Origin of the sequence: Occallatibacter sp. (genome assembly GCF_049802275.1) — a bacterium.
Classification (GTDB): domain Bacteria; phylum Acidobacteriota; class Terriglobia; order Terriglobales; family Acidobacteriaceae; genus Telmatobacter.
Window position 1 is genome coordinate 1 of the sequence record NZ_JBARMD010000555.1, and the last position, 22,351, is coordinate 22,351.

Genomic DNA, 22,351 nt, shown 5'->3' on the forward strand with positions numbered 1-22,351 from the left:
GCGGAGTGCTGCGTACCGCCGGAACATCGCCGTGACCACCGCCTGTATCTACCTCACGACGGCGCTGGCTGTGGCCGGCCTGATTCTTCTTGCCTACTACATCCTCAGAGAAATGAATCTGCGTGAACAGCATGCCCAGGAAATGCGAGCGAGAGAGGAGTGGTTTCGCGTCACGCTCACCAGCATCGGCGATGGAGTGATCGCAACCGATCAGAATGGACATGTCACTTTTCTGAACCCAATCGCCGAGGAACTTACCGGGATAACCACAGCCAGCGCCGCGGGCAGGAATATCCTCGACATCTTTCCTATCTTCAATGAAAGTACAATGGCGCCTGTCGAAAATCCCGTCGCCAAAGTGATTGAGCATGACCGGGCCATGGGGCTGGCGAACCATACCGTGCTGCGCAAGCCAAATGGCGCGCTGACACCCATCGACGACAGCGCCGCCCCCATACGCGACGATAATGGCAAACTCATCGGCGTGGTCCTCGTGTTCCGCGACATCACTAATAATCGCAAGACCGAACGCGTTCTTCGCAACGCTGAAAAACTTGGCGCCGCGGCGCGACTGTCCGCCACGGTGGCACATGAGATCAATAATCCGCTGGAGGCCGCCGTCAATCTCGTCTACATCGCGAGACTTGATCCGCACGCGCCCGCCGCGGTAATCCAGCAACTCACCCAGGCTGAGCAGGAGTTGGAACGCGTCGCGCACATTACCCGCCAGACGCTTGGGTTTTTCCGCGACGATCACGAACCGGAACCGATTGAGCTTGAGTCGCTGGTTGGCTCGGTATTCCGTCTTTACGCGAACAAGTTCATCAGCAAAAGAATTAGAATTGAGCGCCATTTTGGCAAATGCCCCCCAATTCGCGGAGTGCAAAACGAGGTCAAGCAAGTCCTCTCCAATCTCATTTCCAACGCCGCCGACGCGGTTCCAATGGGAGGCACGATTATTGTGACCCTGCGTTGCATCGAAGAGGCTGGACGAACCACCGTACACATGCTGGTAGAGGATGATGGACCGGGCGTGGCCGAGGAACACAAGGAGCGCATCTTCGAGCCGTTCTTTACCACGAAGCAGGACGTAGGAACCGGGCTTGGCCTTTGGGTGTCGCGCGAAATCATTGAACGCCATGGCGGCTCCATCGCTCTGGCGGAACGAGAAAACGGATCTCGCGGAGCGGCATTCGACGTCATCTTCGAAGTGCTTCCTGAAAATCCCTGAAACGCTTTGGTTGCGGGCCTCCGTCTGGCTGCATCTTTGAGAGTCTCTACGGAACCCGGCGAAAATGTTCCATCGACAAGCCGGCCCCAATGCGGCATATTCGTAACCATGTTCAATTTGGCTTCGATTCGGCGCATTGAATTTTGCGTCTACGCTTTTGCTGTCTTCTCCTTTGTGCTTTTCCATCGATCGGCCGCTGCGCAGCAGCCTGCATCCGCACAAACACCCATTGTGCTGCGCGCCGCGCGACTGCTCCAGGTTGACACCGGTGCAATCCTGCAGCCCGGGGAAATTCTTGTCGAAGGCAATCGCATTCGCGCCGTTGGAACGAGTGTGGAGCATCCCGCAGGCGCCAAGGTCGTCGATCTGGGCAACACCACATTGATGCCCGGCATGATCGACGCGCACGTTCATCTCTTTCTGCATCCCGGCGCCGAGGATCTGCAAACCGTGATTGAGTCGGTACCGTGGCGAACGATCCTCGCCGAGAAGGCAGCCAAAGACGATGTGATGGCTGGCTTCACCGCAGAGCGCGACATGGGCACCGAGGGCGCCGGTTCCGCCGATACCGCCATACGCAACGCCATCAACCAGGGGCTCATTCCAGGCCCGCGCCTGCGCATCAGCGGCAACGCCATCGATCTGCTGGGCGGACACGAAGATGCCAATCGCTACAATCCCGCGCAGCACGTGCTTTCCAATGCGGACTACGCCAACTCCGCCGAGCAGATTGTCGAAGTTATGCGCGAGCAGCATAAGGAGGGCTCCGACTTCGCGAAAATTTACGAGACTGGCAGCGACCGTATGGAAGGCGGCGTCCTTCACACGCCGTATCAATACACCGCCGCTCAGCTCACCGCCGCGGTTGAAGAAGCGCATCGTCTCGGCACCGTCGTAGCAGTGCATGCCATGGGCGAACCCGGCACGCTCTATGCAGCGCAGGCCGGCGTGGCATCCATCGATCACGCTACGCACTTGAGCGATGAGACGATTCGCCTGATGAAGGAAAAGGGGATTTTTGCGGTGCCTACCTTCACCATCTTCGACTACTTCGCACATCACCGCGAATCGCAGGATCAGGCCGCAGCCGAAGCTGCAATGCTCGAGTACAAGATCAGTGAATTCAAAAAGCAGTTAGCTGCCAGCGTATCTTTTGCGGTGGGCTCTGATGTGGGTCCCTTCCCGCACGGCACCCAGGCGCGCGAACTCACGCTCATGGTCCAATACGGAATGAAGCCTCTCGCTGTCCTGCAAGCCGACATGATCAATGGGGCAAAACTGCTCGGCTGGCAGGGACAGATCGGCGATCTCAAGCCCGGCTACTTCGCCGATATCATCGCCGTTCCGGCGAATCCGCTCGATGATATTTCAACTTGCGAGCACGTCAGTTTTGTGATGAAGAATGGCGTTGTGCTGCGCCCGTAGCCTGCGGTGACATCTGGAGTTGCCGATGCGCGTCCTTTCAACCGGATGGCTGTGGTTGAGCCTGGGAGTCATAGCAGCGGGAATACTTTGCTTTCGCATCCTCGCGCCGCGCTTCACGAATCCGAATACCCTAGCGACAATTCCTGATTTGTCTGTTACAAGCCCTCTCAACCAACCTGGCGGCGGAGATGCTCCTCCGGAAGCATACGAAATCTATTCCGCACTTTACCAGCAGCCCCAGCAGGAACCACTGGCCTTCGCCGAAGAATCGCGAACAGATATCCCGCAGGTGAACGGAAGCTGTCTGAAACCCTCGACGCCTCAGGAACACGAGATGTCCGATTCTTTTGTGGCCGCCAATCAACAAAGCCATCGATGGGCGAAGAAGTTCACGATTCCAGCCGCGTATTTGCTGCTCTCCCAGTCAGCAACCGCAAAGGCCCTGGATTGCCTTGCGGGCGGTGGAAAAAACGGAGTGGATTGTGGAGTCTATCGGTCACTGCGTCACGTGCGCTATCTCGGTGTTCCCGGCTTCGATCGCGCTCACGATCGAGCATTGGTGTCGGTGGAGAAGATGTGCGGCATGCAGTGCGGTAGCGGCGGAGTCTTCGAAGTAAAGAAAGCAGGCAGCGCGTGGGTCCGCGCAGAACCAAATGATTTCACGCGTGAATGCAGCTGGATGTACTAGTTCAGGAGCTACGCAGATTTCTGCACTGGCGGAGACGTCGTCTCACGGCTGCTTCGAATCTTCTTCATCGCTTCCACAAATCGCCTCGGCTTGATATCAGCCAGTGAATCCTTAACACCTTTGCGATATCCGCCGAGGTAGATCGAATATAGGATTGCGAGCGAGCATCCGATTCCCCAAAGGAATCCGATGCAGAGGCCTAGCAGACCATACGCGCCGAAATCAGACATACAGGCCCCATCTTTCTTGAGAATGCCCTATACCGCCACGGTAAAGGTATCCTCGTGACGCGTCACCGCGTGGTACAGCGTGTCGCGCTCGACGGGAACGCGGCCTGCCTCGGTGATCAGCCGGCAAAGCTCCTTGCGCGTCATGCCCTGCGGTGTAGTCGCGCCGGCATCATGGTAGATCTTCTCCTCGATCACGGTGCCGTCCAGGTCATCGGCGCCGAAGCGGAGAGCAATCTGCGCGATCTTCGGCGTCATCATCTGCCAATACGCCTTGATGTGCGGAAAGTTATCCAGCAGCAGACGGCTCACCGCAATCTGGCGGATATCTGTTAACCCCGTCGTAACCGGAAGATGATCGAGCGGGGTATTCTCCGGATGAAATGCTAGCGGAATGAAAGTCTGAAATCCGCCAGTCTCGTCCTGCAGTGTTCGCAGCTTCAATAGGTGATCCACGCGGTCTTCATCATTCTCAATGTGCCCGTAGAGCATGGTCGCGTTCGATTTGAAGCCATGCTTATGCGCGAGACGCGCCGTTTCCAGCCATTCGTCGCCGTCAATCTTGTGATCGCAGATGATGGAGCGCACGCGCGTTGCAAAAATCTCTGCGCCGCCGCCGGGCATGGAGTCCACGCCTGCCTCGCGCAATTTCACAAGCGTCTGCTCAATCGTCAGCTTCGCGCGCCGCGCCAGGTATGCGACTTCCACCATCGTGAACGCTTTGATATGCACCTTGGGAAAGCGTTCCTTGAGCCCGCGAACGAGATCCAGAAAGTACTCAAAAGGAAGATCAGGGTGTAGCCCGCCAACGATGTGAAACTCGGTAACGGCCTCGCTGTAACCCGATGCTGCCGTTTGCCATGCCTCTTCCAACGCCATCGTATAGCCTGCTGGATCGCCCTTCTTGCGTCCAAAGGCACAGAGCTTGCACGCCGCCACGCATACATTGGTTGGATTGATGTGGCGATTGACGTTAAAGTACGTAACGTCGCCATGCATCCGCTCGCGGACAAGGTTGGCCAGCCAGCCTACCGCCAGCACGTCCTTAGACCGGTAGAGAGCCAGCCCATCTTCGGCATCGAGACGCTCGCCCACCGTTACCTTGCCGGCAATCGGTTCAAGCCTCGAATCGTAGGTGCGAAAACCGGGAATCTGCATGTGTGTAGCCGCTTCAGCCTGCATACTTCGATGATACAGAATACCCGCAAATCTCCTGAAATCTGACTGCGCCGTTCCGGCATTGTTCTGACTTGCCTTCAATTGTTTCGACGCGCGTTCAGCGGAGACGGTGCAATTCGTCTTCGACGCAAAAACGCAGACGGCCCCAACCGCCAAATCCCTTTGTGCACTCAAAAGAAAGAGGTTGACCGGATTCCGGCCAACCTCTAATCAATCGAATTCTGGAACAGGCCCGTGAGGGCCCGTTCCATCCATCAAGGGTTTACTTCTTTTTGGGCGCGGCTGGCTGCTTCTTCGCGTGCGCCTGAGCCTTCTCGCTGAGAAGGGTTCCTGCATCATGTGCGTTGAAGGGATACAGTTGCACCGACTGCTGACCCGTGTTCGCCAATGTGATGTCGACGCGACGATTTTGCGCGAGGTAAATGGTGGTGAGGTTGCGCAGAATCTTTGCTCTCTCTTCATCCGTCAGTTCAGGATTGCTCTGAACGAGCTGCTTTACATCATCCTTCGTGAGCAGATGCGTTTCACCAAGAGCGACTGTGTCGATCGAAGATTCTGGAACGCCCTGTTGGACCAGGAAGTTCTTGACGGTGCCTACGCGCCGTTCAGAAAGCGCCTGGTTGTACTTGTCTCCACCGCGCGGATCGGCATGACCGGTGAGGGTCAGGCGCGCGTCCGGCTTAACCTGCAGGTACGCCTTGAAGTCCGTTGCCAAGGTAGTGAGAATCTGATCCTGGCTGTCTGCCAAGCCCTTATCAGGACGCTTCTCATTCGGCAAAGCAGTCGGGAAGAAGACGCTGTGCAGCAAAAGGCTCGGTGGTGGCGGTGGCGGCGGCGGCGGCGGCGCCTGGATATTGACGCTTGTGCTGCATGTCGCCGTGTGTCCCTTGTCGTCAGTCACTGTGCCGGTAATCTGCACCGGTCCGCTGGAAGCGCCGGTCGAAGAGTACGTTGCCGTGGATCCGCTTCCGCTGATGGTTCCACCCGAAGCCTGGTAGCTGTAGGTGAGCGGACGGTTCTGCGGGCTGACGCCCTGGGCCGTAATGGTCGACGAGTCACCCGGTTTCAGATCGGTCGGGTTCGCTGAGCAGCTCAGTGTCGGCGGCTCGAATTCCTTCACCGTGACAGTCGCGGTGCACGAAGCGCTCTCCCATGGCTTCAGGCCTTCTTTGCCGGGCTTGCCTTCCTTCACCGTACCGTTCACCGTGTAGGTGCCCGGCGCCAGATTGGAGGTGTCCAGCTTTGCCGTCGTGTCGGTTCCAGTCACTCCCTGGCCGGACCAGCCATACACAACGTGATCCTTTGGAAGCAGATTACCGGCCGTTCCCGTAATCGTAACGGGCTCACCCGGGAAAACCGAACTGGGCGAGGCCACGCAGGCGAGGGTCACGGTCGGCGGCGGAGCCATCGTGCCGAAGCTCAGGACAATACCGGTGCTCAAACGCGCCATGTTGAAGTTGCCGCGCGTAACCGGATACATGTTGTCGTGAACATACTGATAGTCGGCCTGGAATACGCGGATCTTCAGGCGGTGGTCGATCCACGGCGTGTTGTAGTCCATACCGCCCCCGGCAGTCAGCACAATACCCCACTTGTTACTGGGGTAGTAAGTGCTGCTAACGCTTTCTCCACCAACCAGTGCATGTACAAACGGCGTGATATCTTCTGTCGGATACCGGACGATCAAGCCACCCGATCCGCCGGAAAACTGGTTATGCACCACGGCCGTGTAGTTGCCGCCGTTCTTGTGGAAGTCGCCTTCCGCTTGCACACCGACATAATTCGTGAAGTAACGCGCCAGGCTGACGATCGCGCAGCAGCTAACTGACTTCGCGCTGTCCTGGGTGGTCCCCGAGATCAGATCTCCCTTGGGGGCCAGATAGCTATATCCGGCAAAAAGGTCCCATTTTGATGGGGACTGGGCCGAAGGTGCATTGGAAGCGGGCGCGGCCGGCTTCGCAGAATCCTGGGCTACCATTGCCATCGGCATCAAACTCGTACATGCCAAAGTCAACGCCAGGCGGGTAAATTTCGAAACTCGCGAGTGCATGCGTTTCTCCTCCGCAATCAAAAACTGAAAACAGGTTTGGAAATGGTGCCTCTTGCGGACCATTTTCCGGTCAAGACAACGGCTCCTGGCAAAATCCCACATTCAGAGTCAGGGGCACACCACAAATAAACGTAACATAGGTTGTTGGAGCCAGAGTGCACTTTCTGAAGGGGTTTACCAACTGGTATCCCCCATTGGCCGTTGAAAAAGGCTGTACCTTATTCGGACCTGAGCGATCCGGAACAGATAAAGTCTCGCTGACAAATCAAGGACAAAGTAGTGGGTTCCGAGTCTCTGCGCAACTGGAAGAATTGACAGTGGCGCGTTGCAACCGCCAGCTACTCGGCATTCAAAGTCTTCATCAGGCTGCGCGGTTCGCGCTGGATCTTCTCCTGAAGAAGCGTAATGGCGTAGAGAAGCTGTTCGGGTCGTGGCGGGCATCCAGGGACATACACGTCGACCGGGATTACCTGGTTTACTCCCTGCACAATGGCATAGTTGTTAAACACCCCGCCTGAAGTTGCGCAGGCTCCCATCGAGATAACCCACTTTGGCTCTGGCATCTGGTCGTAAAGACGACGAATCACAGGCGCCATCTTTTGCGCTACGCGGCCGGCTACGATCATCAGGTCCGATTGCCGCGGCGAGGGCCGGAATACCTCCGCACCGAAGCGCGCGATATCAAAGCGCGATGCTCCCATCGACATCATTTCGATGGCGCAACAGGCGAGTCCAAAAGTGACGGGCCACACGGAGCTTTTGCGCACCCAGTTCACTGCAAAATCCAGGGTCGTCAGAAATACGCCCTCCGGCTGCTCAAAGCCATAATTGACCTCGTGCAGTTTGGCGCGATTCTTGGCGCTGCTTTCGAGAGCTCCGAAAAGATAGCGATCGCGTTCCTGAATGGTCCCCATTCCAATATCTTACCCTTTTGACCCATGCGGCGATAATCGAACGGTTTGGGAATTTCCGGACAAATTAGGAACCGCCTGACAAAAAGAAACGCGCAGTTTGAATGAACGCGACTCCCGGCCTTTTCCGCAAGGTACGAGGATTCTTTATGGGTCGGGCCTCAGCGATGCGATATTCTTCAATGTTCACAGAAAACTTGCGAGTGGAGCGCCGCGCTAACCAACGCGAAAGCCGGAGTGTAAGAAGGAACTCAGCGCGTATTTTCGATCGCCTCGCGGTTTCGAAAGCCGGCCATTAAACCTGTTATCGGAGTAGGAATGTTCAGTATTCGCTTCAGGGTTGTTCTGCTATCTCTGTTTTTTCTCTTCCCTTCTTTCCTTGCTGCACAGGCTCCAAACCCATCCCCGCAAGCTGTTGTATCTCAGAGCGATCTGAAATCCCTTCAGGACGCGATTCACGCTGCCCAAATGAATGCCGACAATGCCTGGATGCTGGTATCGGCGGCGCTGGTGCTGCTGATGACCGGACCCGGCCTGGCTTTGTTTTATGGCGGACTGGTACGGCGCAAGAACATTCTCGGCACCATGATGCAAAGTTTCGCCATGATGGGACTGATCACAATCCTCTGGGCAATCGTGGGATACTCGCTCGCTTTTGCGCACGGCACCAGCTTTATTGGCGGATTCGAGCATATTTTCCTGCGTGGAGTGGGCCTTACGCCCAATCCAGACTACGCGGCCACGATTCCAGAGCAAACCTACATGATCTACCAGCTCATGTTCGCCATCATCACCCCGGCTCTGATCACCGGCGCCTTTGCCGAACGCATGAAGTTCAGCGCGATGGCCGTGTTTCTCTCGCTCTGGTCGCTGATTGTTTATAGCCCGATGGCGCACATGGTGTGGGGAGTAGGCGGCCTTCTGAATGCAAACGGCGGGCACATTCCCTCGCTCGACTTTGCCGGTGGCACCGTAGTCCATGTCACCTCGGGCGTCTCGGCCCTTGTGACTGCCCTTTACCTGGGTAAGCGCATCGGGTATCCCCACACCAACATGCCTCCCCATTCCATGGTGCTCAGCTTTATCGGGGCCTGCCTGCTGTGGGTGGGCTGGTTCGGATTCAATGCTGGTAGCGCGTTGGGATCCGGTCCGCTGGCCACAAGCGCATTTATCAATACTCACTTTGCAGCCGCCGCCGCCGCCCTCGGCTGGACCATCGCTGAATGGATCCACAACGGTAAGCCAACGGCGCTCGGCGCCATCTCCGGAGCGGTAGCCGGCCTGGTTGCAATCACGCCCGCATCGGGATTCGTACGGCCGTTTCCCGCGTTGCTTATCGGACTGCTCGCCGGCCTCTTCTGTTCGTTCATGGTGTTCAAAGTCAAGAGCTGGTTCAGATATGACGATTCTCTCGATGCCTTCGGCGTACACGGAGCCGGAGGAACACTCGGCGCGTTGCTCACCGGCCTGTTCGCGACCAAAGCGATTAACGCAGCCTTCGGGCCAAACGCGGCCACCGGCGCAATCGACGGACATTGGGGCCAGTTGCTGAACCAGGCTGCCGGAGTGGGAATTGCCTGGACCATTTCCGCCGTCGGCACCCTCATTCTGCTCTTCCTTGTCGACAAGACAATCGGACTCCGTGTGTCCTCGGAGGATGAAAACACTGGCCTTGATCTTTCCCAGCACGGGGAAGAAGGTTACGACCTGAATTCCTGATGAAAAGATCGGGCCGGATATAGACCACTCTGCTGTCCAGCCTGATACGCTACCAACCGAGGCAATCAAAGCATGCTCAAGATTGAAGCGATTATCCAGCCTTCCAAACTCGATGCGGTCAAAGACGCGCTGCTCGAGATCGGCATTGAAGGCATGACGATTCTGGAGGCCCGCGGACACGGCCGCCAGAAGGGCCATACCGAGTTCTACCGTGGCCGTGAATATACCGTTGACCTTCTCCCCAAGGTGAAAATCGAGATGGTCGTGCTCGACGAGATGAAGGAAAAGGCGATCGCTGCAATCGGCTCTGCGGCGCGCACAGGACGAATTGGCGACGGCAAAATCTTCGTGAGCCGGGTTGAAGAAGCCATCCGAATTCGCAACGACGAGCGCGGCGAAACAGCGCTCTAATCCAGAGAGCCATAAACTCGCACTGCAGGTCAAACGGCGACGTCTGCAGTGTTTCCCATCCAGAAAACCTCGCTATCGACCCGGGGCTGTCTTCCGCAATTTTCGGGGAGATCGACCCATTTCCCCCACCCCGCTGGAAAATCGCTTATTCTGATACAACATCATTTAAGCGTCGGCGAAGCCCTTCAAATTACACTCATGAATCCAGTCGCTTTAGCGGTTGACGATCTTCGGGATCAGTATCTCCGGGAGATGGCGCTTGTCCGCCAGACCTGCGAGCGTACCGGGGACGGTACCGCTGCGATCCGCCGGCGCTCGGCAGTGGTCGACCGTATCCTGATTGAAATGTGGCGACGGGCGTTCGCCGGCCAGCCTGCGCAGAATGTATCTCTGCTGGCCCTCGGCGGCTACGGACGCAAAGATCTCTTCCCCTATTCCGACATCGACGTGCTCTTCGCCTTCGCCGACGAGAAGACCGAGGAGCAGACCCGGGAAGCCGTCCGATCGATCATTCAGGGCATGTGGGATATCGGCCTTCGCGCCAGTCCGAGCTCGCGGACGGTGAAAGAAGCCGGCAAGTTCGATCCCGACAATCTCGAGTTCACCCTGGCCACGCTCGACCGCCGCTTCCTCGCCGGCCAGTTCCCTCTCTACCAGCAGCTTCATCAGACGGTCTTCCCAGGTCTGGTTCTGAGCGAGTGGAACACCATCACCCAGAAGCTCGGTGAGATTGCACGCGCCCGCCACGCCAAGTACGGCAACACCATCTTCCATCTCGAACCAAATTTGAAGGAATGCCCCGGCGGGCTGCGCGATTACCACCTTGCCGTCTGGTTTGCCCTGCTCTTCCATCTCAAGGAAACCAAGGAGTGGCCCCGGCAGCGCGGCGGAGTCTTCCAGAGCGCCCGCGGAGATGCCGAGGCCGCATTCGATTTCCTAGCCGCCGCGCGATGTTTCCTTCATTTCCGCCACGGGCGCGACGACAACACGCTGGATTGGCAGTCACAGGACGAAGCCGCGGCCAACTCTATCGGGCTTGAGACACGGGGCACCGCCGACCCCGCTTACTGGATGCGCACCTACTACCGGCATGCGCGCGTCATCTATCGCCGCGCCGCGCTTCTGATGGAGCACCTGCCGGCGCCGGTCAGCTTCTACCGCCAGTTCCGGCGGCGGCGCACACCGATTGCAGGCACCGACTTCATTCTCGACCAGGGTCGCATCGACATCCTCCCCGGCGCGCAATTCAGCGATACCGCGGCCATCCTGCGTATCTTCTCGCTGATGGCGACGCATGGCTACGCACTGTCGCAGGCGGCCGAAGATCGCATTACCGATGCGCTGCCTGCTCTCGCTATCCATATCCCCGAGGGTCCGTATCTCTGGAATGCTTTGCGTGAAGTGCTGCTAGGGCCGCATGCGGCACACGCGCTCCGGACCATGCACGCACTCGGCGTCCTGGAGATGCTGATTCCAGAATTCCACGGCATCGATGCACTGGTAATTCGCGACAGCTATCACCGCTACACGGTCGATGAGCACACGTTTCTCACCATCGACAACGTGCACAGCCTGCGCCAGCCAGCGCACGACTACGAACAGCGACTGGCGCAACTGCTTCCCGAAATTGATCGCCTCGATCTCTTCCTGCTCTCGCTGCTGCTGCACGATACCGGCAAGGGCCGGCGCAGCGGCGAACATACCGGGCAGAGTGTCGAGCTCGCAGACAGCTTCATGGCGCGGCTGGACTTTGACGCAGAAGAGCGCGATTCCGTTCTCAAGCTCATTCGCCTGCATCTGGAAATGTCGAACGCGCTGCGCAGGGACATCTTTGACGCTGAGAATGTTCGAGCTTTCTCTGAAAAGATTGGTAGCCCGGCACTCTTGAAGATGCTTACGCTGATGACCTATGCGGACATCAAGGCCGTGAACCCGGAAGCACTGACACCATGGAAGGCCGAAAACCTGTGGCAACTCTACATGGCGACAGCAAATTTCATGGACCGCAGCGTCGACGAGGTTCGCTATCACGCTGCCATCGATCCGACGCTGCTGAATCGCATCCGATCGATGGTGCCGTCGAGTCAGTACGATGCGCTGCACCAGTTTCTCGAAGGGCTTCCGCAGCGGTACCTTCAGACTCGTCTCCCGGAGCACATCCGCAACCACTTCCAGCTCGCCGCAAATCTCGACAAGAGTCCCGTCCAGCTTGACCTTCGGCCTCACCGCCAGCTTTTCGATCTCACTGTGATCGTGCGCGACCGCAGCCGCCTGTTTGCGGACGTGGCTGGTGCGCTTGCAGCCTGGGGTATGAATATCGTGAAAGCCGGCGCATTTTCCAACGATGCCGGTGTTGTGGTCGACAGCTTCCAATTCACCGATGTTTTTCGCACCATCGAACTGAATCCGAGCGAGAAAGACCGCTTCCTCGAATACGTTCACGATGTGGTCGCACAAAAAGTTCCGGTGGAGCAGATGCTGGAAGCACGCCGCCACGCAAGCAATCCCGCTAGCGTCAAGCTTGAAGTTGCAACGCGGCTGCAATTCGACTCGGAGTCTTCGACGCACTCGACGTTACTGCAGGTAGTCGCGCAGGACGTCCCCGGGCTGCTGCGCCAAATCGCTCTCACTCTTAGCACTCATAAGTGCAACATCGAGGTTGCGCTTATCGATACCGAAGGCGAAACAGCGATTGACGTTTTCTACCTGACGCAAAGTGGCGCTAAGCTCAGCAACGAAACGCAGCACGCACTTGCCGCCGATTTGACCGCTGCGATCAATCAGCTCCGCGCCCCGGTAGGCGCCTAGAACCTGTCTCCCAAACCACGTTCATCAACTCGTTCAGTCGTTATCGCAGGGGTCTCTCGTCAATACGAGACTCCGGTGTCAGGGCTCTAGGACTTTCCTGCGTGGTCACCATATTCCCAGTCGAAGGGGACGCCGTTGTCGCCCAGGATGAACCGGACCAGTTCGGCAAAACCTGCTTCGGAGCGAACGTCGTTGGCAAGAATCAGGGCGCAGCGCTGACTCTTCTCAAGGCACACCATGGTATTTGCAGTCTGACCGTCATGACCGCCTTTGTAAAAGCCAGGACCTTGCGGGCCTTCAAATACGATGACGCCCAGACCCGAATACAAGTCCTTGCGCTGTTGGCTCACGGGCGCATCAGGGAGAAAGAGTGGGAACAGGCTTGCTGTGGGAATGTGCAGGACAGGTTTTGTCATCTCGGCGCGCGAGGCTTCACTCAGCCCGTCGCCGCTCACAAGGCCAGCCGTAAACGCGGAAAGATCAGTGATCGTCGTGTTCATCGACCCCGCGGCGCGCACTTTGCTGCGCTTGTCGTGGGGTTGTGGCTGACCCTGGTCGTTCCAGCCATCGGCTACGTTGGGGTCCTGTCCGTTACGCCACGTCAGGCTTGTGCGCGTCATTCCCAGGCGGTCGAAGTTGGCCTTAGTTAGATCGCCAACGTCCAGCCCCAATCCCTGCGCCTTGCGCCCATGCTCAACCACGAATTGCAAGAGAATGAATCCCTCGCCGGAATAGCTGAAGCGGGTGCCCGGTTGAAAGTGGATGCGCAGCTTCTGGTCGGGTTCGATGAACCAGAAGTTGCTGAAGCCTGTGGAATGATTCAGACACATGCGGGGAGTGATCGTTTTCCACCGCGGGTCATCGGCTAGATCCTTGTACGGTCCGTATTTGTCCGGAAAGACCGGATCGGGGCCGTACGTGGGGAGCGGATTGTCGAGATCATTCTGGATGGGCTCGTCCAGCTTCAGCTTGCCTTGATCGACCAGTTGCAGCACGGTGTACGCAAATACTGTTTTAGTGAGGGATGCACCGTACATCACCGTGTCTGTGGTGAGCGGATCGCCTTTAGAGTCGCGGATACCATAGGCATGGACGTAGGTAACTTTGCCGTGATCGATGACCGCAACAGCCATGCCGTTTGCTTTGGTGCGGGTCATGATCTTGCCCACTTCGCCATCGATGGCGGCGCCGTTGGGTATCGTCTGCGCCAGTGCGGCCACGGGAACGCAAAGAGCAGCAAAAGCCAGGACAGTCAACGGACGAAGCACGTTCCACATTCTCATTGGGGAATTCCTCTTGTAACTGTATTGTGGTGAGCCACGGCGAGGATCTGTTGGCCTGGACAACTATACGCACTGTTACTCAAGAGTGTTCACGAGGTGCCCCAAAGTGACAGTCCGGAATGAGGCCTGCGGAATGTAAATCTCCTTGAGGCCGAAGAGCGGAAAACTCGTGTCAGGCAGATAAAATGTTTTCATGGCCGCACTGATAGACGCAATCGACATCAAGCGCAAGATGTACTTCGAGCTTGAAAACACCCCTTACTACTGCCTCGACGTGGATGTTTCTACGCCCACCGCGCGCGGTGGACAGACGCTGGTTCGTCTGAAGATGCGCAACCTGCTTACGCGCGCGGTCTTCGACAAGACATTCAAGGCGGGCGAGAAGTTCAAGGAGCCGGATCTTGAGACGATTGAGGCTTCTTACCTCTACTCCGACGGCGATGCTTCGTACTTCATGGACCAGGAGACCTTCGACACAATTCCTCTGACGCCGGAAAAACTCGGCGACGCTCTGCAGTTTCTCACCGAAGGCGTCATCATCAAAATCGATAAATTCAACGGCAACCCGATCGGATTGCAATTGCCCGAGAAGGTCGAACTTGCCGTGGCGTATACCGAGCCCGGGGCGCGCGGCAATACCGCCAGCGGCGCAGTAACAAAGCACGCGAGACTTGAGACAGGTCTTGAGATCAGGGTGCCATTCTTCGTGGAAGAGGGCGAAAAGGTGAAGGTCTACACCGAGACACGCGAATTCGCGGGTCGCGCATAATGCCGATTCCCGCCGGACGCGGCAGGATTCTCATCTCGGCCCTATCAACGGGTTTGTAAACTACATCGGCATCTGATTCCCGAGTCCTCTTTCGCGAGAACATCATGCCTGAGGCTCTTCGGCTTTCGCTTCTCGCCGGTGTCGCGTTCGTTGCGGCGCTGCTGGCGGCGGTTACCGGGTTCGGTGGCGCAGCGGTGTTGCTGCCAATGCTTGTGTTCGTCTTCGGCGTGCGCGAGGCAATCCCAATTCTCACTGTCGCGCAACTGATTGGCAATGGAAGCCGCGTGTGGTTCAACCGGCACGAATTGAACTGGCGTGTCGTGGCATGGTTCGCGCTAGGCGGCGTGCCGATGGCGCTGTTGGGCGGATTTCTCTTTGCCCACGCGCCGCTAGCGGCACTAACGCGGATTCTGGGAACGTTTCTCATTCTCATCGTCGTGTTGCGCCATTTGCCAAAACTTTCTGCGTTCAAGCCGCCATTACGGTCGTTCGCGCTGATCGGCGCCGCGTCGAGTTTTCTTTCGGCACTGCTGGGCAGCGTGGGTCCGCTGATGGCGCCGTTCTTTCTTGCCTACGGGCTTGTAAAGGGCGCGTATATCGGGACCGAAGCGCTTTCGACAGTGGTGATGCACGTCGCGAAACTGGTCGCCTATCGCGAGTCGGCGGTGCTGCCCATACGTGCGATCGTGAGTGGCCTCGCGTTGGGGCCGATCATGGTGGCAGGATCATTTGCCGGAAAACGCGTCGTCGACCGCCTCCCGGAGCGTGTATTTGTGCTGATTATCGACTTGACGCTGCTCGCTGCCGGTGTCCTGTTCCTGGCGGGGTGGAGCAAGCTGTAAGCCACACTGACATGGGCACGAGAACGTACAAGAAATGGGTACCCCTCAGAATCAATGGAGCGCTAATATCTCCGGCAAGCCATGGCCTCTAGGATATTGGCGAGGCGATGGCTCTATTTGAGATAGGCGCGAACCAGATCAATGAGATCCTCTGCGAGTTCGGGAGCGATCTGCTCCTTGGCGCCGTCGACGAGATGGAAGCGAATGTGCGTCTCCATGATCTCTCCCATCAAGCCATTGACTCCGCCGCGTACTGCGGCAAGCAGCATCAACTGCCCCCCACAGTCTTCGTCGGTGTTGACCAGGCGCTCGACAGCATCGAGCTGGCCGCGCAGCCGGCGCACACGCTGGAGCAGTTTCAATTTCTCGCGGTCATGCATGGACATGGAAAATCACCTCTTAAAATATACCCACCCTGGGTATAGTATAAACCATACGGGGGTATATCTACCTCCTTATCTTAGCGCCGGAATCTTTGTGAAAGGCTCGAAATGTTCTCCCCCATTCAGCGTCGCCTTTGTACAGCCCTGCTGATTGAGCTGTTTTTTGCTTCAGGGGCCGGCATTGTCGGTGCCCAGTCGTTTGAATCAACTAATGCTTTCCCCTCGGCGCCGGAACCCAACTGCCAACGCCGGGTGATATTGCCACCTTTAGACACCTTGATTGCGCACAGCGACTCGGGGCCGGTCGGCAAACCAGTCGCCGATCAAAACACTCCTTCGGATCCATCGCAGACACCGGTGCTGACCATGTTTCCGCATCCGGAAGACGCACGTTACTGGATTTCCGGTCAGGCGAACATCATCTTCCAGGGACGGCTTCCGTTTCACTCGCTGTACGAGGGGACAAATAGTTTTCGCAATTCGGCGGAGTACAAAACGTCGATGGTAGGCACGTTGTACACGGGGATGAGGCGGAATCGGTCGGTTCGGTACAACACCGATTTCATCTTCGATATGGAACTAGCAGCGGGGCGCGGGCTAAGTGAGGCACTGGGGCTGGCGGGATTCACAAATCTGGATGTGGTGCGTAATCCGAATCTTGGCGCAACACCTTACATTGCGCGCTACGAGATACACCAGGTATTCGGGCTGACGGACACGACAACCAGCCAGGAGCCAAACTTCTTTGCGCTGGCTTCGACTGTGCCAGAGAGGCGGGTGGAGTTTCGCATCGGCAAGATGACGCTGCCGGATTTCTTTGATGTGAATGCGATTGGATCGGACAGCCACTTGCAATTCCTGAACTGGACGGTCGACAACAACGGTGCCTGGGACTACGCGGCCGATACACGCGGCTACACCGTGGGTGGCATGGCGGAGTACGACGATCTCAATTGGAGCTTTCGTTACGGGATTTACGCAATGCCCACCGTCGCCAATGGCATCGATCTCGATTGGGCGTTCAGCCGCGCGAACGGGCAGAACGGCGAGTTTGAGCTGCGACGCGGTTGGATTCCAAAGCGCAAGGGCGTGTCGCGGCTGCTCTTCTATGGCAATCATGCGCACATGGGGGTGTATCGAGAAGCAGTGCAGGCGTACCTGGCGGGGACGGACCCGACGCCCACCATCACAGCGCACGAGCACTTTGGCGCGCTGAAATACGGCTTTGGCTACAACACCGAACAGGAGTTGACTGCAAATCTCAGCGTATTCGGGCGGTTCGGATGGAATGAAGGCCAGCACGAGTCGTTTGCTTACACCGAGGTAGACCAGACCGTGGAAGCAGGCGCGGAATATTTTGGGAATCAGTGGCAACGGCCCAACGACAAGGTTGCGATAGCGGTAGTATCGAATGCAATCAAGCGCGATCATCAGAACTATCTGCGCTTGGGCGGCCTGGGGTTCCTGCTTGGAGACGGCAACCTGAACTATGGCCGCGAGAACATTGTGGAAAGCTATTACACCTGGCACGCGTGGAAGGGCATGTTTTACTCAGTGAACGTTCAGCACATTAACGATCCCGGGTATAACCGCGATCGCGGGCCGGCGTGGGTAGGATCGGCGCGAATGCACGTGGATTTCTAGCGCGCCAGGTGATCCACGCTGGGTGCTCCTTTTCCGCGAAGCATATCCGATAGATCCTCGATCCGCTCATCGAGCAGATTCAACTTTCTTGATATCCCCTGGATCTCGGACTCGGCGCGACGATTGACGTCGAAATCGAGTTCGCCACGCAACCTGTCTTTGGTGTCCTGCCGATTCTGGCTCATCATGATGACCGGAGCCTGGATGGCGGCAAGCATGGATAGAAACAGGTTGAGCAGGATGAATGGGTACGGATCCCACGCTTTCCTGTCGAGGATCACGTTCGCCATTGTGTACACAATCAGGACAACTGCAAACGTAATGATGAAGGTCCACGAGCCGCCAAAGCCCGCTACAGCGTCCGCGATCCGTTCTCCTGCGGTCATTTCCCTTTCGATGATCTCGTTGGGATTGCGGGTCACGCGCCCTCTCACCAATTGATGCGCGACGTGATACTGGTGGCCCAGCGTGGTAAGCAGATCCATTCCCGCCATTGGCTTGCGCTTAAGAAGGATCTCGATATCATCGCGAGACACCTCGAGGCAGGATGAGTCTTCGAGCGCAAAGGCGCTGGTTTGGTGAGGCGTCTGTTCAAGCATGGATGCGAAACCAAAGAACTCGCCTTTTCCAGGCTCATCGACGACGACCTCCTGCTGGTCGTCGTCGACGGTTGTGACCTTGACTCTGCCCGAGACCATGACATAAGCCATGCCGGGCTCGCCGGCTTTGTAAATACGCTCGCGGGCGGCGAAGGTTTTGACTTCAACTTGTTCGGCAAGGACTGCGGTTTCGTCGTCATCGAGCAGCGAGAAAAGCGGGACGCTCCTCAGCACTTCGGGCTTGCATGTCATGGCGTTCTCCATTGTGGCGATGGTGAGGTGAGCTGATTGAATGCGGACTGCGCGGCGGCATGGGTGCGTCGAAGGGGAAAGTCTACTTCAAAGCCTATCTGGCCGCCTATTCTGGGACTGGCAATGTGGCTGCCACCGAGGACGGCAAACGTGACACTCATGCGGTTGTTGAGCTGATATATGCCTCCGGAAAGGGCCTGCAACTGATCTTTGCCCAGGCCGCTGGTATCAGCGATGGCGCCATAGAGTTCTGCGCCGAGCGTGAGGTGCGGGGTGAAGTCGTGCTGGAACGAAAGGCCACCGGTGTAGACATGGCCTCGCGTGGTTTGCACACCGAGGACACCGGTGCTGGTGTTGCCGGCGAACAGGAATCCGAAGTTGGCGTCGATCCTGCTCTTATCCGAAAACGGTTCCTGCGCGATAGCGTTGAGCCAGTAGTCCGTAAGACCGGAGCCGAGGTCCTGGCTGGAATCGCCTGTGGGGAATTCGATGTACAGGCTGGCGGAGAGTGCCGGAACGCTCATCGGGTCGGATGTCTTGTAGAAATTCCACTTCACGCCCAGGTCGGTATCGCCGAGGCCGGCCGAGGACGCGGACCCGGAGGTTCGGTAGATGTCAAGATAAGGGAAATCGACGTCGAGTTCGAGGTTGTGGGGCAGGCCGTAGTTGAATTTGAAGTTTGCGGTGTTCTGGCGGAGGTCAGGAAACTGTGCGGATTGGAGACCGTCGAATTCGTTGAAGAACTCAAAATGCAGAGTTCCGCGGTCGGTGACGTCGGCGTTATCCGTGTAAAACGGCATCTGCGCGAGCATCGGCCCAGAGGCGAACATGCAGATTAGGGATAAGAGAAGCCGCCTTGCTCGATGCATGTAGTTGCAATTCACTATACCGGGATTGAATTCAAATAAAATATCAATGCCGCGTTAAAAGCTTGAGGTCGATCGAGACGTCGAAATGCGAGTCTTGCTTTGCACATGGTAAGGCGGCTGCACCCGTACAATGTTGATGATTCCGAAGCGAGGTGGGCAGTGAGCGCCGAAGTCGAACCATGTGTGCTGGTCTACGACGTTGGAGGCAGCCATATTTCTGCCGCTGTGTGCTTCAAACAGGGCTTCCGGCTAGGAACCGTCGTTCGTGCCAATCAGCCTGAGGAGCAGTCAAGCGAGGCCTTCGTCGAAGTGTTGTACTCGCTGGGGAAAAAGACGGCTGAGAACATCGAAGGCGTGCAGGGCGCGGAGTTGGCGATGCCGGGTCCATTTGACTATGCCAAGGGCATTAGCTGGGCGAAGCACAAGATGCCGTTCCTGTATGGCGTGAACGTAAGCGAGGCGTTGGCGGCACGTTTCGGATGGAAGGCAAGCCAGGTGCGCTTTCTGAATGACGCGGCGGCTTACCTGCTGGGCGAGGTTGGCGCGGGTGCGGCGCGGGGAGTAAAGCGCGTCGTGGTCTTCACGCTGGGAACGGGCGTGGGTTCGGGCTTTGCCGTGGATGGGCGCGTCGTGACGGAGGGCAAGGGCGTGCCTCCGGGCGGGGAGATCTGGAATGTCCCCTATGAAGGCGGCATCGTCGAAGACCAGATCTCGACACGCGCGTTGCAGCGTGCGTACAAAGAGCGCAAAGGACAGGAACGCGAGGTTGCGTCGATCGCGCACTATGCGACGGGCGGCGAGCCGGTTTCGGTTGCGGTCTTCGAGGAGTTCGGCAAGACTCTTGGAATTGCAATGAAGCGGCTGCTGGCTGACTTCGCGCCGGATGTGGTGGTGCTGGGCGGCGGGATTTCGCGATCTGCGCATTTGTTCTTGCCCGCTGCCAAGGCCGAGTTGGCTGGCACGAATTTCGAGGTCCGAATCGCGGAGCTTGGCGATAATGCTCCGCTCGCCGGGGCTGGCGTGGAGTGGTTCGGTCAGGTTTCGCGCGAGTCCGGATTATAGATTCTCGGGATTGTCACGATCGCGTGCGGTTGCCCCACGATAGCCTGCGCTCTAGATGAAACCTGTCGGTTGCGCAGATCATTCTTGAGGGAACGGACAGCTATCGAGCCGAGCCTGCGGGCTGCGCTAGCGACTGCTTCTCCGGATCCGGGGGCAGCGTGTAAATCACTTCGCCGGGTTTGGCGTAGTGAAGCTTTTCCCGGGCTTCGTGTTCGATGGCGCTGGGGTCGGACTTGAGGTGCTCGACGTGATTGCGCAGACGGGCATTCTCCTGCTGGAGATCGTCGATCTCGTGCTTCAACTGCTTTTCCTGGTTGCGCTGCTGATACCACGTCGACACGCCATGACGGCCGTTGATTACACTCCAGGCAAAGAGAAGGGCGAGGGCGACGGCGAACAGCGTGCCGGCAGGACGCCAACCCTGCTGAGCCCAATCCATGGCGCGCTGACGAAATGGAAGCGGCTCGCCGGCCGCTTCCTTTTTTTCACTGAACAGATTCGGTTGTTGCTGCATTCGGCCTCTACGGATCAACCTTGTACGAATTTCTCTGCTGCCGATCGGAGCGCTGCCATGTCTTTCTCTGAGCGCACCTCGGTATATGCCCTTACCACGGGTTCCGTTCCCGAAAGGCGGAAGCAGACCCACGAGCCATCGTCAAGGATCAGCTTGAGACCGTCAGTGCGCACTACACCGGTGACCTTGCGCCCGCCGAGCTCGGTGGGATCCTTCTTCAATTCTTCAGTGAACGCGGCCTTCCGCTCCGGGGTCAAGTGGAAGTTCTCGCGAACTGGGTAGAAGGAACCAACCTTGGCAAACAGTTCCTTGAGCTGGCGGCCCAGGCTTTTCTTGCGGGCGGCCACCATTTCCGCCACAAGCAAGCCGGCGATGATGCCGTCCTTCTCAGGCACGTGTCCGCGGATGGTGAGGCCAGCGGATTCCTCGCCGCCGATGGCGATCTTGTCGGCGATGATGAGCTCGCCGATGTACTTGAAGCCGACCGGCGTCTCGAAGAGCGGTACCTTGTGATACTCGGCAAGCGCATTGACGAGGTTGGTGGTGGCCACTGATTTGGCAACGCCGTTCTTCCAGCCGCGGGTTTCGACGAGGTAGTCGAACAGCAACGCGATGATGTAGTTGGGCTGAATGAAGGTGCCATCTTCGTCGACGATGCCGAAGCGGTCGGCGTCTCCGTCGGTAGCGATGCCAATCTTCGCGCCAAACTCCTTCATCTTCTTTTTGCAGTCGCCCAGCAGGTGGTCGTCGGGCTCCGGGGCGTGACCGCCGAAGAGGACGTCTCGGTAGTCGTGGACGGTGGCAACTTCGACGCCCGCCTCGCGCAGGATGTGGCAACTGTAGCCGCGACCCGCTCCCCAGAAGGGATCGAAAACGACCTTGATGTGGGAGTTGGCGATGGTCTTGAGATCGACGAGTTCGCCGAGCCGGTGCAGGAAACCGGGCTTTACGTCTTCGTTTTCAAAGCCGCCGTCGGGCGGATCGGCGTGGGGGATTTTATCTTCGGTGTTGGCATTGATGGCGGCTTCGATCTGTTTTGTGACTTCGGGTAGTGCCGGGGCCCCATCGTGGGTGGAGAACTTGATGCCGTTGTATTCCGGTGGATTGTGCGAGGCGGTGAAGTTGATGGCGCCGGAGGTCTTTAGCGCCCGAACGGCGTAGGCAATGGCCGGCGTAGGCGCGGCATCGGGAATGACGATGGGGGTGATGCCGGCACCGGCAAGGATCCTTGCGGCTTCGGCGACGAAGCTTTCCCCAAGGAACCGCGGATCGCGACCGACAAGGACCCGGTGAGGCTCGGGCTGGGTTTTGACGTATGCGGCGATGCCTGCGATGGCGAGGCGAATGTTGGCCAGCGTAAATTCGTCGGCAACGATGGCCCTCCAACCGGAGGTGCCGAATTTAATGACGGAACTCATCGATTGTTCTCCTCAAGCGGCCCTGGATCCGCAGAATGTATGCATTAGGATGCGCAAGCCGCAAGGA

20 protein-coding genes are annotated in these 22,351 nt (G+C 57.7%); 10 read left to right on the forward strand and 10 right to left on the reverse strand.

Features of this window, described 5'->3' with window-relative positions; all coding sequences use genetic code 11:
- From WA354_RS19125 to WA354_RS19135, 3 genes are all read left to right on the forward strand, one after another.
- The coding region (locus WA354_RS19125) for a two-component system sensor histidine kinase NtrB (protein WP_472814615.1) at positions 1-1,231 on the forward strand (1,231 nt) is incomplete at its 5' end.
- Between the two features lie 108 nt (positions 1,232-1,339).
- Positions 1,340-2,656: a metal-dependent hydrolase family protein gene (locus WA354_RS19130; RefSeq protein ID WP_472814616.1), complete on the forward strand. Its 1,317-nt coding sequence runs from the start codon at positions 1,340-1,342 to the stop codon at positions 2,654-2,656.
- A 25-nt stretch (positions 2,657-2,681) separates the two neighbouring features.
- Positions 2,682-3,344 carry a hypothetical protein gene (locus tag WA354_RS19135; RefSeq protein WP_472814617.1) on the forward strand — a complete coding sequence of 221 codons (663 nt, stop codon included), beginning with the start codon at positions 2,682-2,684 and terminating at the stop codon, positions 3,342-3,344.
- A gap of 8 nt (positions 3,345-3,352) precedes the next feature.
- Here WA354_RS19135 and WA354_RS19140 read toward each other — a convergent pair whose 3' ends face one another.
- The 4 genes from WA354_RS19140 to WA354_RS19155 form a co-directional block, all read right to left on the reverse strand.
- On the reverse strand, positions 3,353-3,574 hold the full coding sequence (locus tag WA354_RS19140; protein ID WP_472814618.1) for a hypothetical protein: 222 nt from the start codon (positions 3,572-3,574) through the stop codon (positions 3,353-3,355).
- 27 nt (positions 3,575-3,601) lie between these two features.
- Positions 3,602-4,729 (reverse strand): aminofutalosine synthase MqnE, encoded by a 1,128-nt coding sequence (mqnE, locus tag WA354_RS19145; protein WP_472814619.1) that lies wholly within the window; start codon positions 4,727-4,729, stop codon positions 3,602-3,604.
- A gap of 283 nt (positions 4,730-5,012) precedes the next feature.
- Positions 5,013-6,800, reverse strand: a complete 1,788-nt coding sequence (locus tag WA354_RS19150) for an OmpA family protein (RefSeq protein WP_472814620.1) — start codon at positions 6,798-6,800, stop codon at positions 5,013-5,015.
- A 338-nt stretch (positions 6,801-7,138) separates the two neighbouring features.
- Positions 7,139-7,714, reverse strand: coding sequence for an NADH-quinone oxidoreductase subunit B (locus tag WA354_RS19155; protein WP_472814621.1), 576 nt, complete (start codon positions 7,712-7,714; stop codon positions 7,139-7,141).
- 315 nt (positions 7,715-8,029) lie between these two features.
- Between WA354_RS19155 and WA354_RS19160 the strand changes: the two genes are divergently transcribed.
- The 3 genes from WA354_RS19160 to glnD all read left to right on the forward strand — a co-directional run bounded on the left by WA354_RS19160 (position 8,030) and on the right by glnD (position 12,649).
- Entirely contained in the window at positions 8,030-9,430 is a 1,401-nt protein-coding gene (locus WA354_RS19160) for an ammonium transporter (RefSeq protein ID WP_472814622.1), read from the forward strand.
- 72 nt (positions 9,431-9,502) lie between these two features.
- Positions 9,503-9,841: a P-II family nitrogen regulator gene (locus tag WA354_RS19165; RefSeq protein ID WP_472814623.1), complete on the forward strand. Its 339-nt coding sequence runs from the start codon at positions 9,503-9,505 to the stop codon at positions 9,839-9,841.
- A gap of 198 nt (positions 9,842-10,039) precedes the next feature.
- Complete coding sequence (gene glnD, locus WA354_RS19170; RefSeq protein ID WP_472814624.1) at positions 10,040-12,649, forward strand: [protein-PII] uridylyltransferase; 2,610 nt, start codon at positions 10,040-10,042, stop codon at positions 12,647-12,649.
- 86 nt (positions 12,650-12,735) lie between these two features.
- Here glnD and WA354_RS19175 read toward each other — a convergent pair whose 3' ends face one another.
- Complete coding sequence (locus WA354_RS19175) at positions 12,736-13,932, reverse strand: serine hydrolase domain-containing protein (RefSeq protein ID WP_472814625.1); 1,197 nt, start codon at positions 13,930-13,932, stop codon at positions 12,736-12,738.
- Positions 13,933-14,125: 193 nt separating this feature from the next.
- Here WA354_RS19175 and efp point away from each other — a divergent pair, with 193 nt between their 5' ends.
- Both efp and WA354_RS19185 read left to right on the forward strand, forming a co-directional pair.
- On the forward strand, positions 14,126-14,701 hold the full coding sequence (gene efp / locus WA354_RS19180) for an elongation factor P (protein WP_472814626.1): 576 nt from the start codon (positions 14,126-14,128) through the stop codon (positions 14,699-14,701).
- A 104-nt stretch (positions 14,702-14,805) separates the two neighbouring features.
- Positions 14,806-15,543, forward strand: coding sequence for a sulfite exporter TauE/SafE family protein (locus WA354_RS19185; RefSeq protein ID WP_472814627.1), 738 nt, complete (start codon positions 14,806-14,808; stop codon positions 15,541-15,543).
- Between the two features lie 113 nt (positions 15,544-15,656).
- Here WA354_RS19185 and WA354_RS19190 read toward each other — a convergent pair whose 3' ends face one another.
- Complete coding sequence (locus WA354_RS19190) at positions 15,657-15,929, reverse strand: metal/formaldehyde-sensitive transcriptional repressor (protein WP_472814628.1); 273 nt, start codon at positions 15,927-15,929, stop codon at positions 15,657-15,659.
- Positions 15,930-16,178: 249 nt separating this feature from the next.
- Between WA354_RS19190 and WA354_RS19195 the strand changes: the two genes are divergently transcribed.
- A complete protein-coding gene (locus WA354_RS19195; RefSeq protein ID WP_472814642.1) occupies positions 16,179-17,570 on the forward strand; it encodes a carbohydrate porin in 1,392 nt (463 codons plus the stop codon).
- Here the strand turns inward: WA354_RS19195 and WA354_RS19200 are convergent.
- Positions 17,567-18,421 carry a DUF1003 domain-containing protein gene (locus WA354_RS19200; RefSeq protein WP_472814629.1) on the reverse strand — a complete coding sequence of 285 codons (855 nt, stop codon included), beginning with the start codon at positions 18,419-18,421 and terminating at the stop codon, positions 17,567-17,569. The genes WA354_RS19195 and WA354_RS19200 overlap by 4 nt on opposite strands.
- A complete protein-coding gene (locus WA354_RS19205; RefSeq protein WP_472814630.1) occupies positions 18,418-19,233 on the reverse strand; it encodes a transporter in 816 nt (271 codons plus the stop codon). The genes WA354_RS19200 and WA354_RS19205 overlap by 4 nt, the downstream gene beginning before the upstream one ends.
- 216 nt (positions 19,234-19,449) lie before the next feature.
- On the opposite strand from WA354_RS19205, the gene WA354_RS19210 reads away from it, so the two are divergent.
- A complete protein-coding gene (locus tag WA354_RS19210; RefSeq protein ID WP_472814631.1) occupies positions 19,450-20,352 on the forward strand; it encodes an ROK family protein in 903 nt (300 codons plus the stop codon).
- A 100-nt stretch (positions 20,353-20,452) separates the two neighbouring features.
- On the opposite strand, the gene WA354_RS19215 is transcribed toward WA354_RS19210, so the two are convergent.
- On the reverse strand, positions 20,453-20,866 hold the full coding sequence (locus WA354_RS19215; protein ID WP_472814632.1) for an FtsB family cell division protein: 414 nt from the start codon (positions 20,864-20,866) through the stop codon (positions 20,453-20,455).
- Between the two features lie 14 nt (positions 20,867-20,880).
- Complete coding sequence (locus WA354_RS19220; protein ID WP_472814633.1) at positions 20,881-22,284, reverse strand: phosphoglucomutase/phosphomannomutase family protein; 1,404 nt, start codon at positions 22,282-22,284, stop codon at positions 20,881-20,883.
- Between the last annotated feature and the right edge of the window lie 67 nt (positions 22,285-22,351).

What these genes read in the sequence shown, in the direction of transcription:
- WA354_RS19130 (WP_472814616.1), top strand. Translation starts at nt 1,340, where the DNA reads ATGTTCAATTTGGCTTCGATTCGGCGCATTGAATTTTGCGTCTACGCT.
- WA354_RS19135 (WP_472814617.1), top strand. Translation starts at nt 2,682, where the DNA reads ATGCGCGTCCTTTCAACCGGATGGCTGTGGTTGAGCCTGGGAGTCATA.
- WA354_RS19140 (WP_472814618.1), bottom strand. Translation starts at nt 3,574, where the DNA reads ATGTCTGATTTCGGCGCGTATGGTCTGCTAGGCCTCTGCATCGGATTC.
- mqnE (WP_472814619.1), bottom strand. Translation starts at nt 4,729, where the DNA reads ATGCAGATTCCCGGTTTTCGCACCTACGATTCGAGGCTTGAACCGATT.
- WA354_RS19150 (WP_472814620.1), bottom strand. Translation starts at nt 6,800, where the DNA reads ATGCACTCGCGAGTTTCGAAATTTACCCGCCTGGCGTTGACTTTGGCA.
- WA354_RS19155 (WP_472814621.1), bottom strand. Translation starts at nt 7,714, where the DNA reads ATGGGGACCATTCAGGAACGCGATCGCTATCTTTTCGGAGCTCTCGAA.
- WA354_RS19160 (WP_472814622.1), top strand. Translation starts at nt 8,030, where the DNA reads ATGTTCAGTATTCGCTTCAGGGTTGTTCTGCTATCTCTGTTTTTTCTC.
- WA354_RS19165 (WP_472814623.1), top strand. Translation starts at nt 9,503, where the DNA reads ATGCTCAAGATTGAAGCGATTATCCAGCCTTCCAAACTCGATGCGGTC.
- glnD (WP_472814624.1), top strand. Translation starts at nt 10,040, where the DNA reads ATGAATCCAGTCGCTTTAGCGGTTGACGATCTTCGGGATCAGTATCTC.
- WA354_RS19175 (WP_472814625.1), bottom strand. Translation starts at nt 13,932, where the DNA reads ATGAGAATGTGGAACGTGCTTCGTCCGTTGACTGTCCTGGCTTTTGCT.
- efp (WP_472814626.1), top strand. Translation starts at nt 14,126, where the DNA reads ATGGCCGCACTGATAGACGCAATCGACATCAAGCGCAAGATGTACTTC.
- WA354_RS19185 (WP_472814627.1), top strand. Translation starts at nt 14,806, where the DNA reads ATGCCTGAGGCTCTTCGGCTTTCGCTTCTCGCCGGTGTCGCGTTCGTT.
- WA354_RS19190 (WP_472814628.1), bottom strand. Translation starts at nt 15,929, where the DNA reads ATGTCCATGCATGACCGCGAGAAATTGAAACTGCTCCAGCGTGTGCGC.
- WA354_RS19200 (WP_472814629.1), bottom strand. Translation starts at nt 18,421, where the DNA reads ATGACATGCAAGCCCGAAGTGCTGAGGAGCGTCCCGCTTTTCTCGCTG.
- WA354_RS19205 (WP_472814630.1), bottom strand. Translation starts at nt 19,233, where the DNA reads ATGCTCGCGCAGATGCCGTTTTACACGGATAACGCCGACGTCACCGAC.
- WA354_RS19215 (WP_472814632.1), bottom strand. Translation starts at nt 20,866, where the DNA reads ATGCAGCAACAACCGAATCTGTTCAGTGAAAAAAAGGAAGCGGCCGGC.
- WA354_RS19220 (WP_472814633.1), bottom strand. Translation starts at nt 22,284, where the DNA reads ATGAGTTCCGTCATTAAATTCGGCACCTCCGGTTGGAGGGCCATCGTT.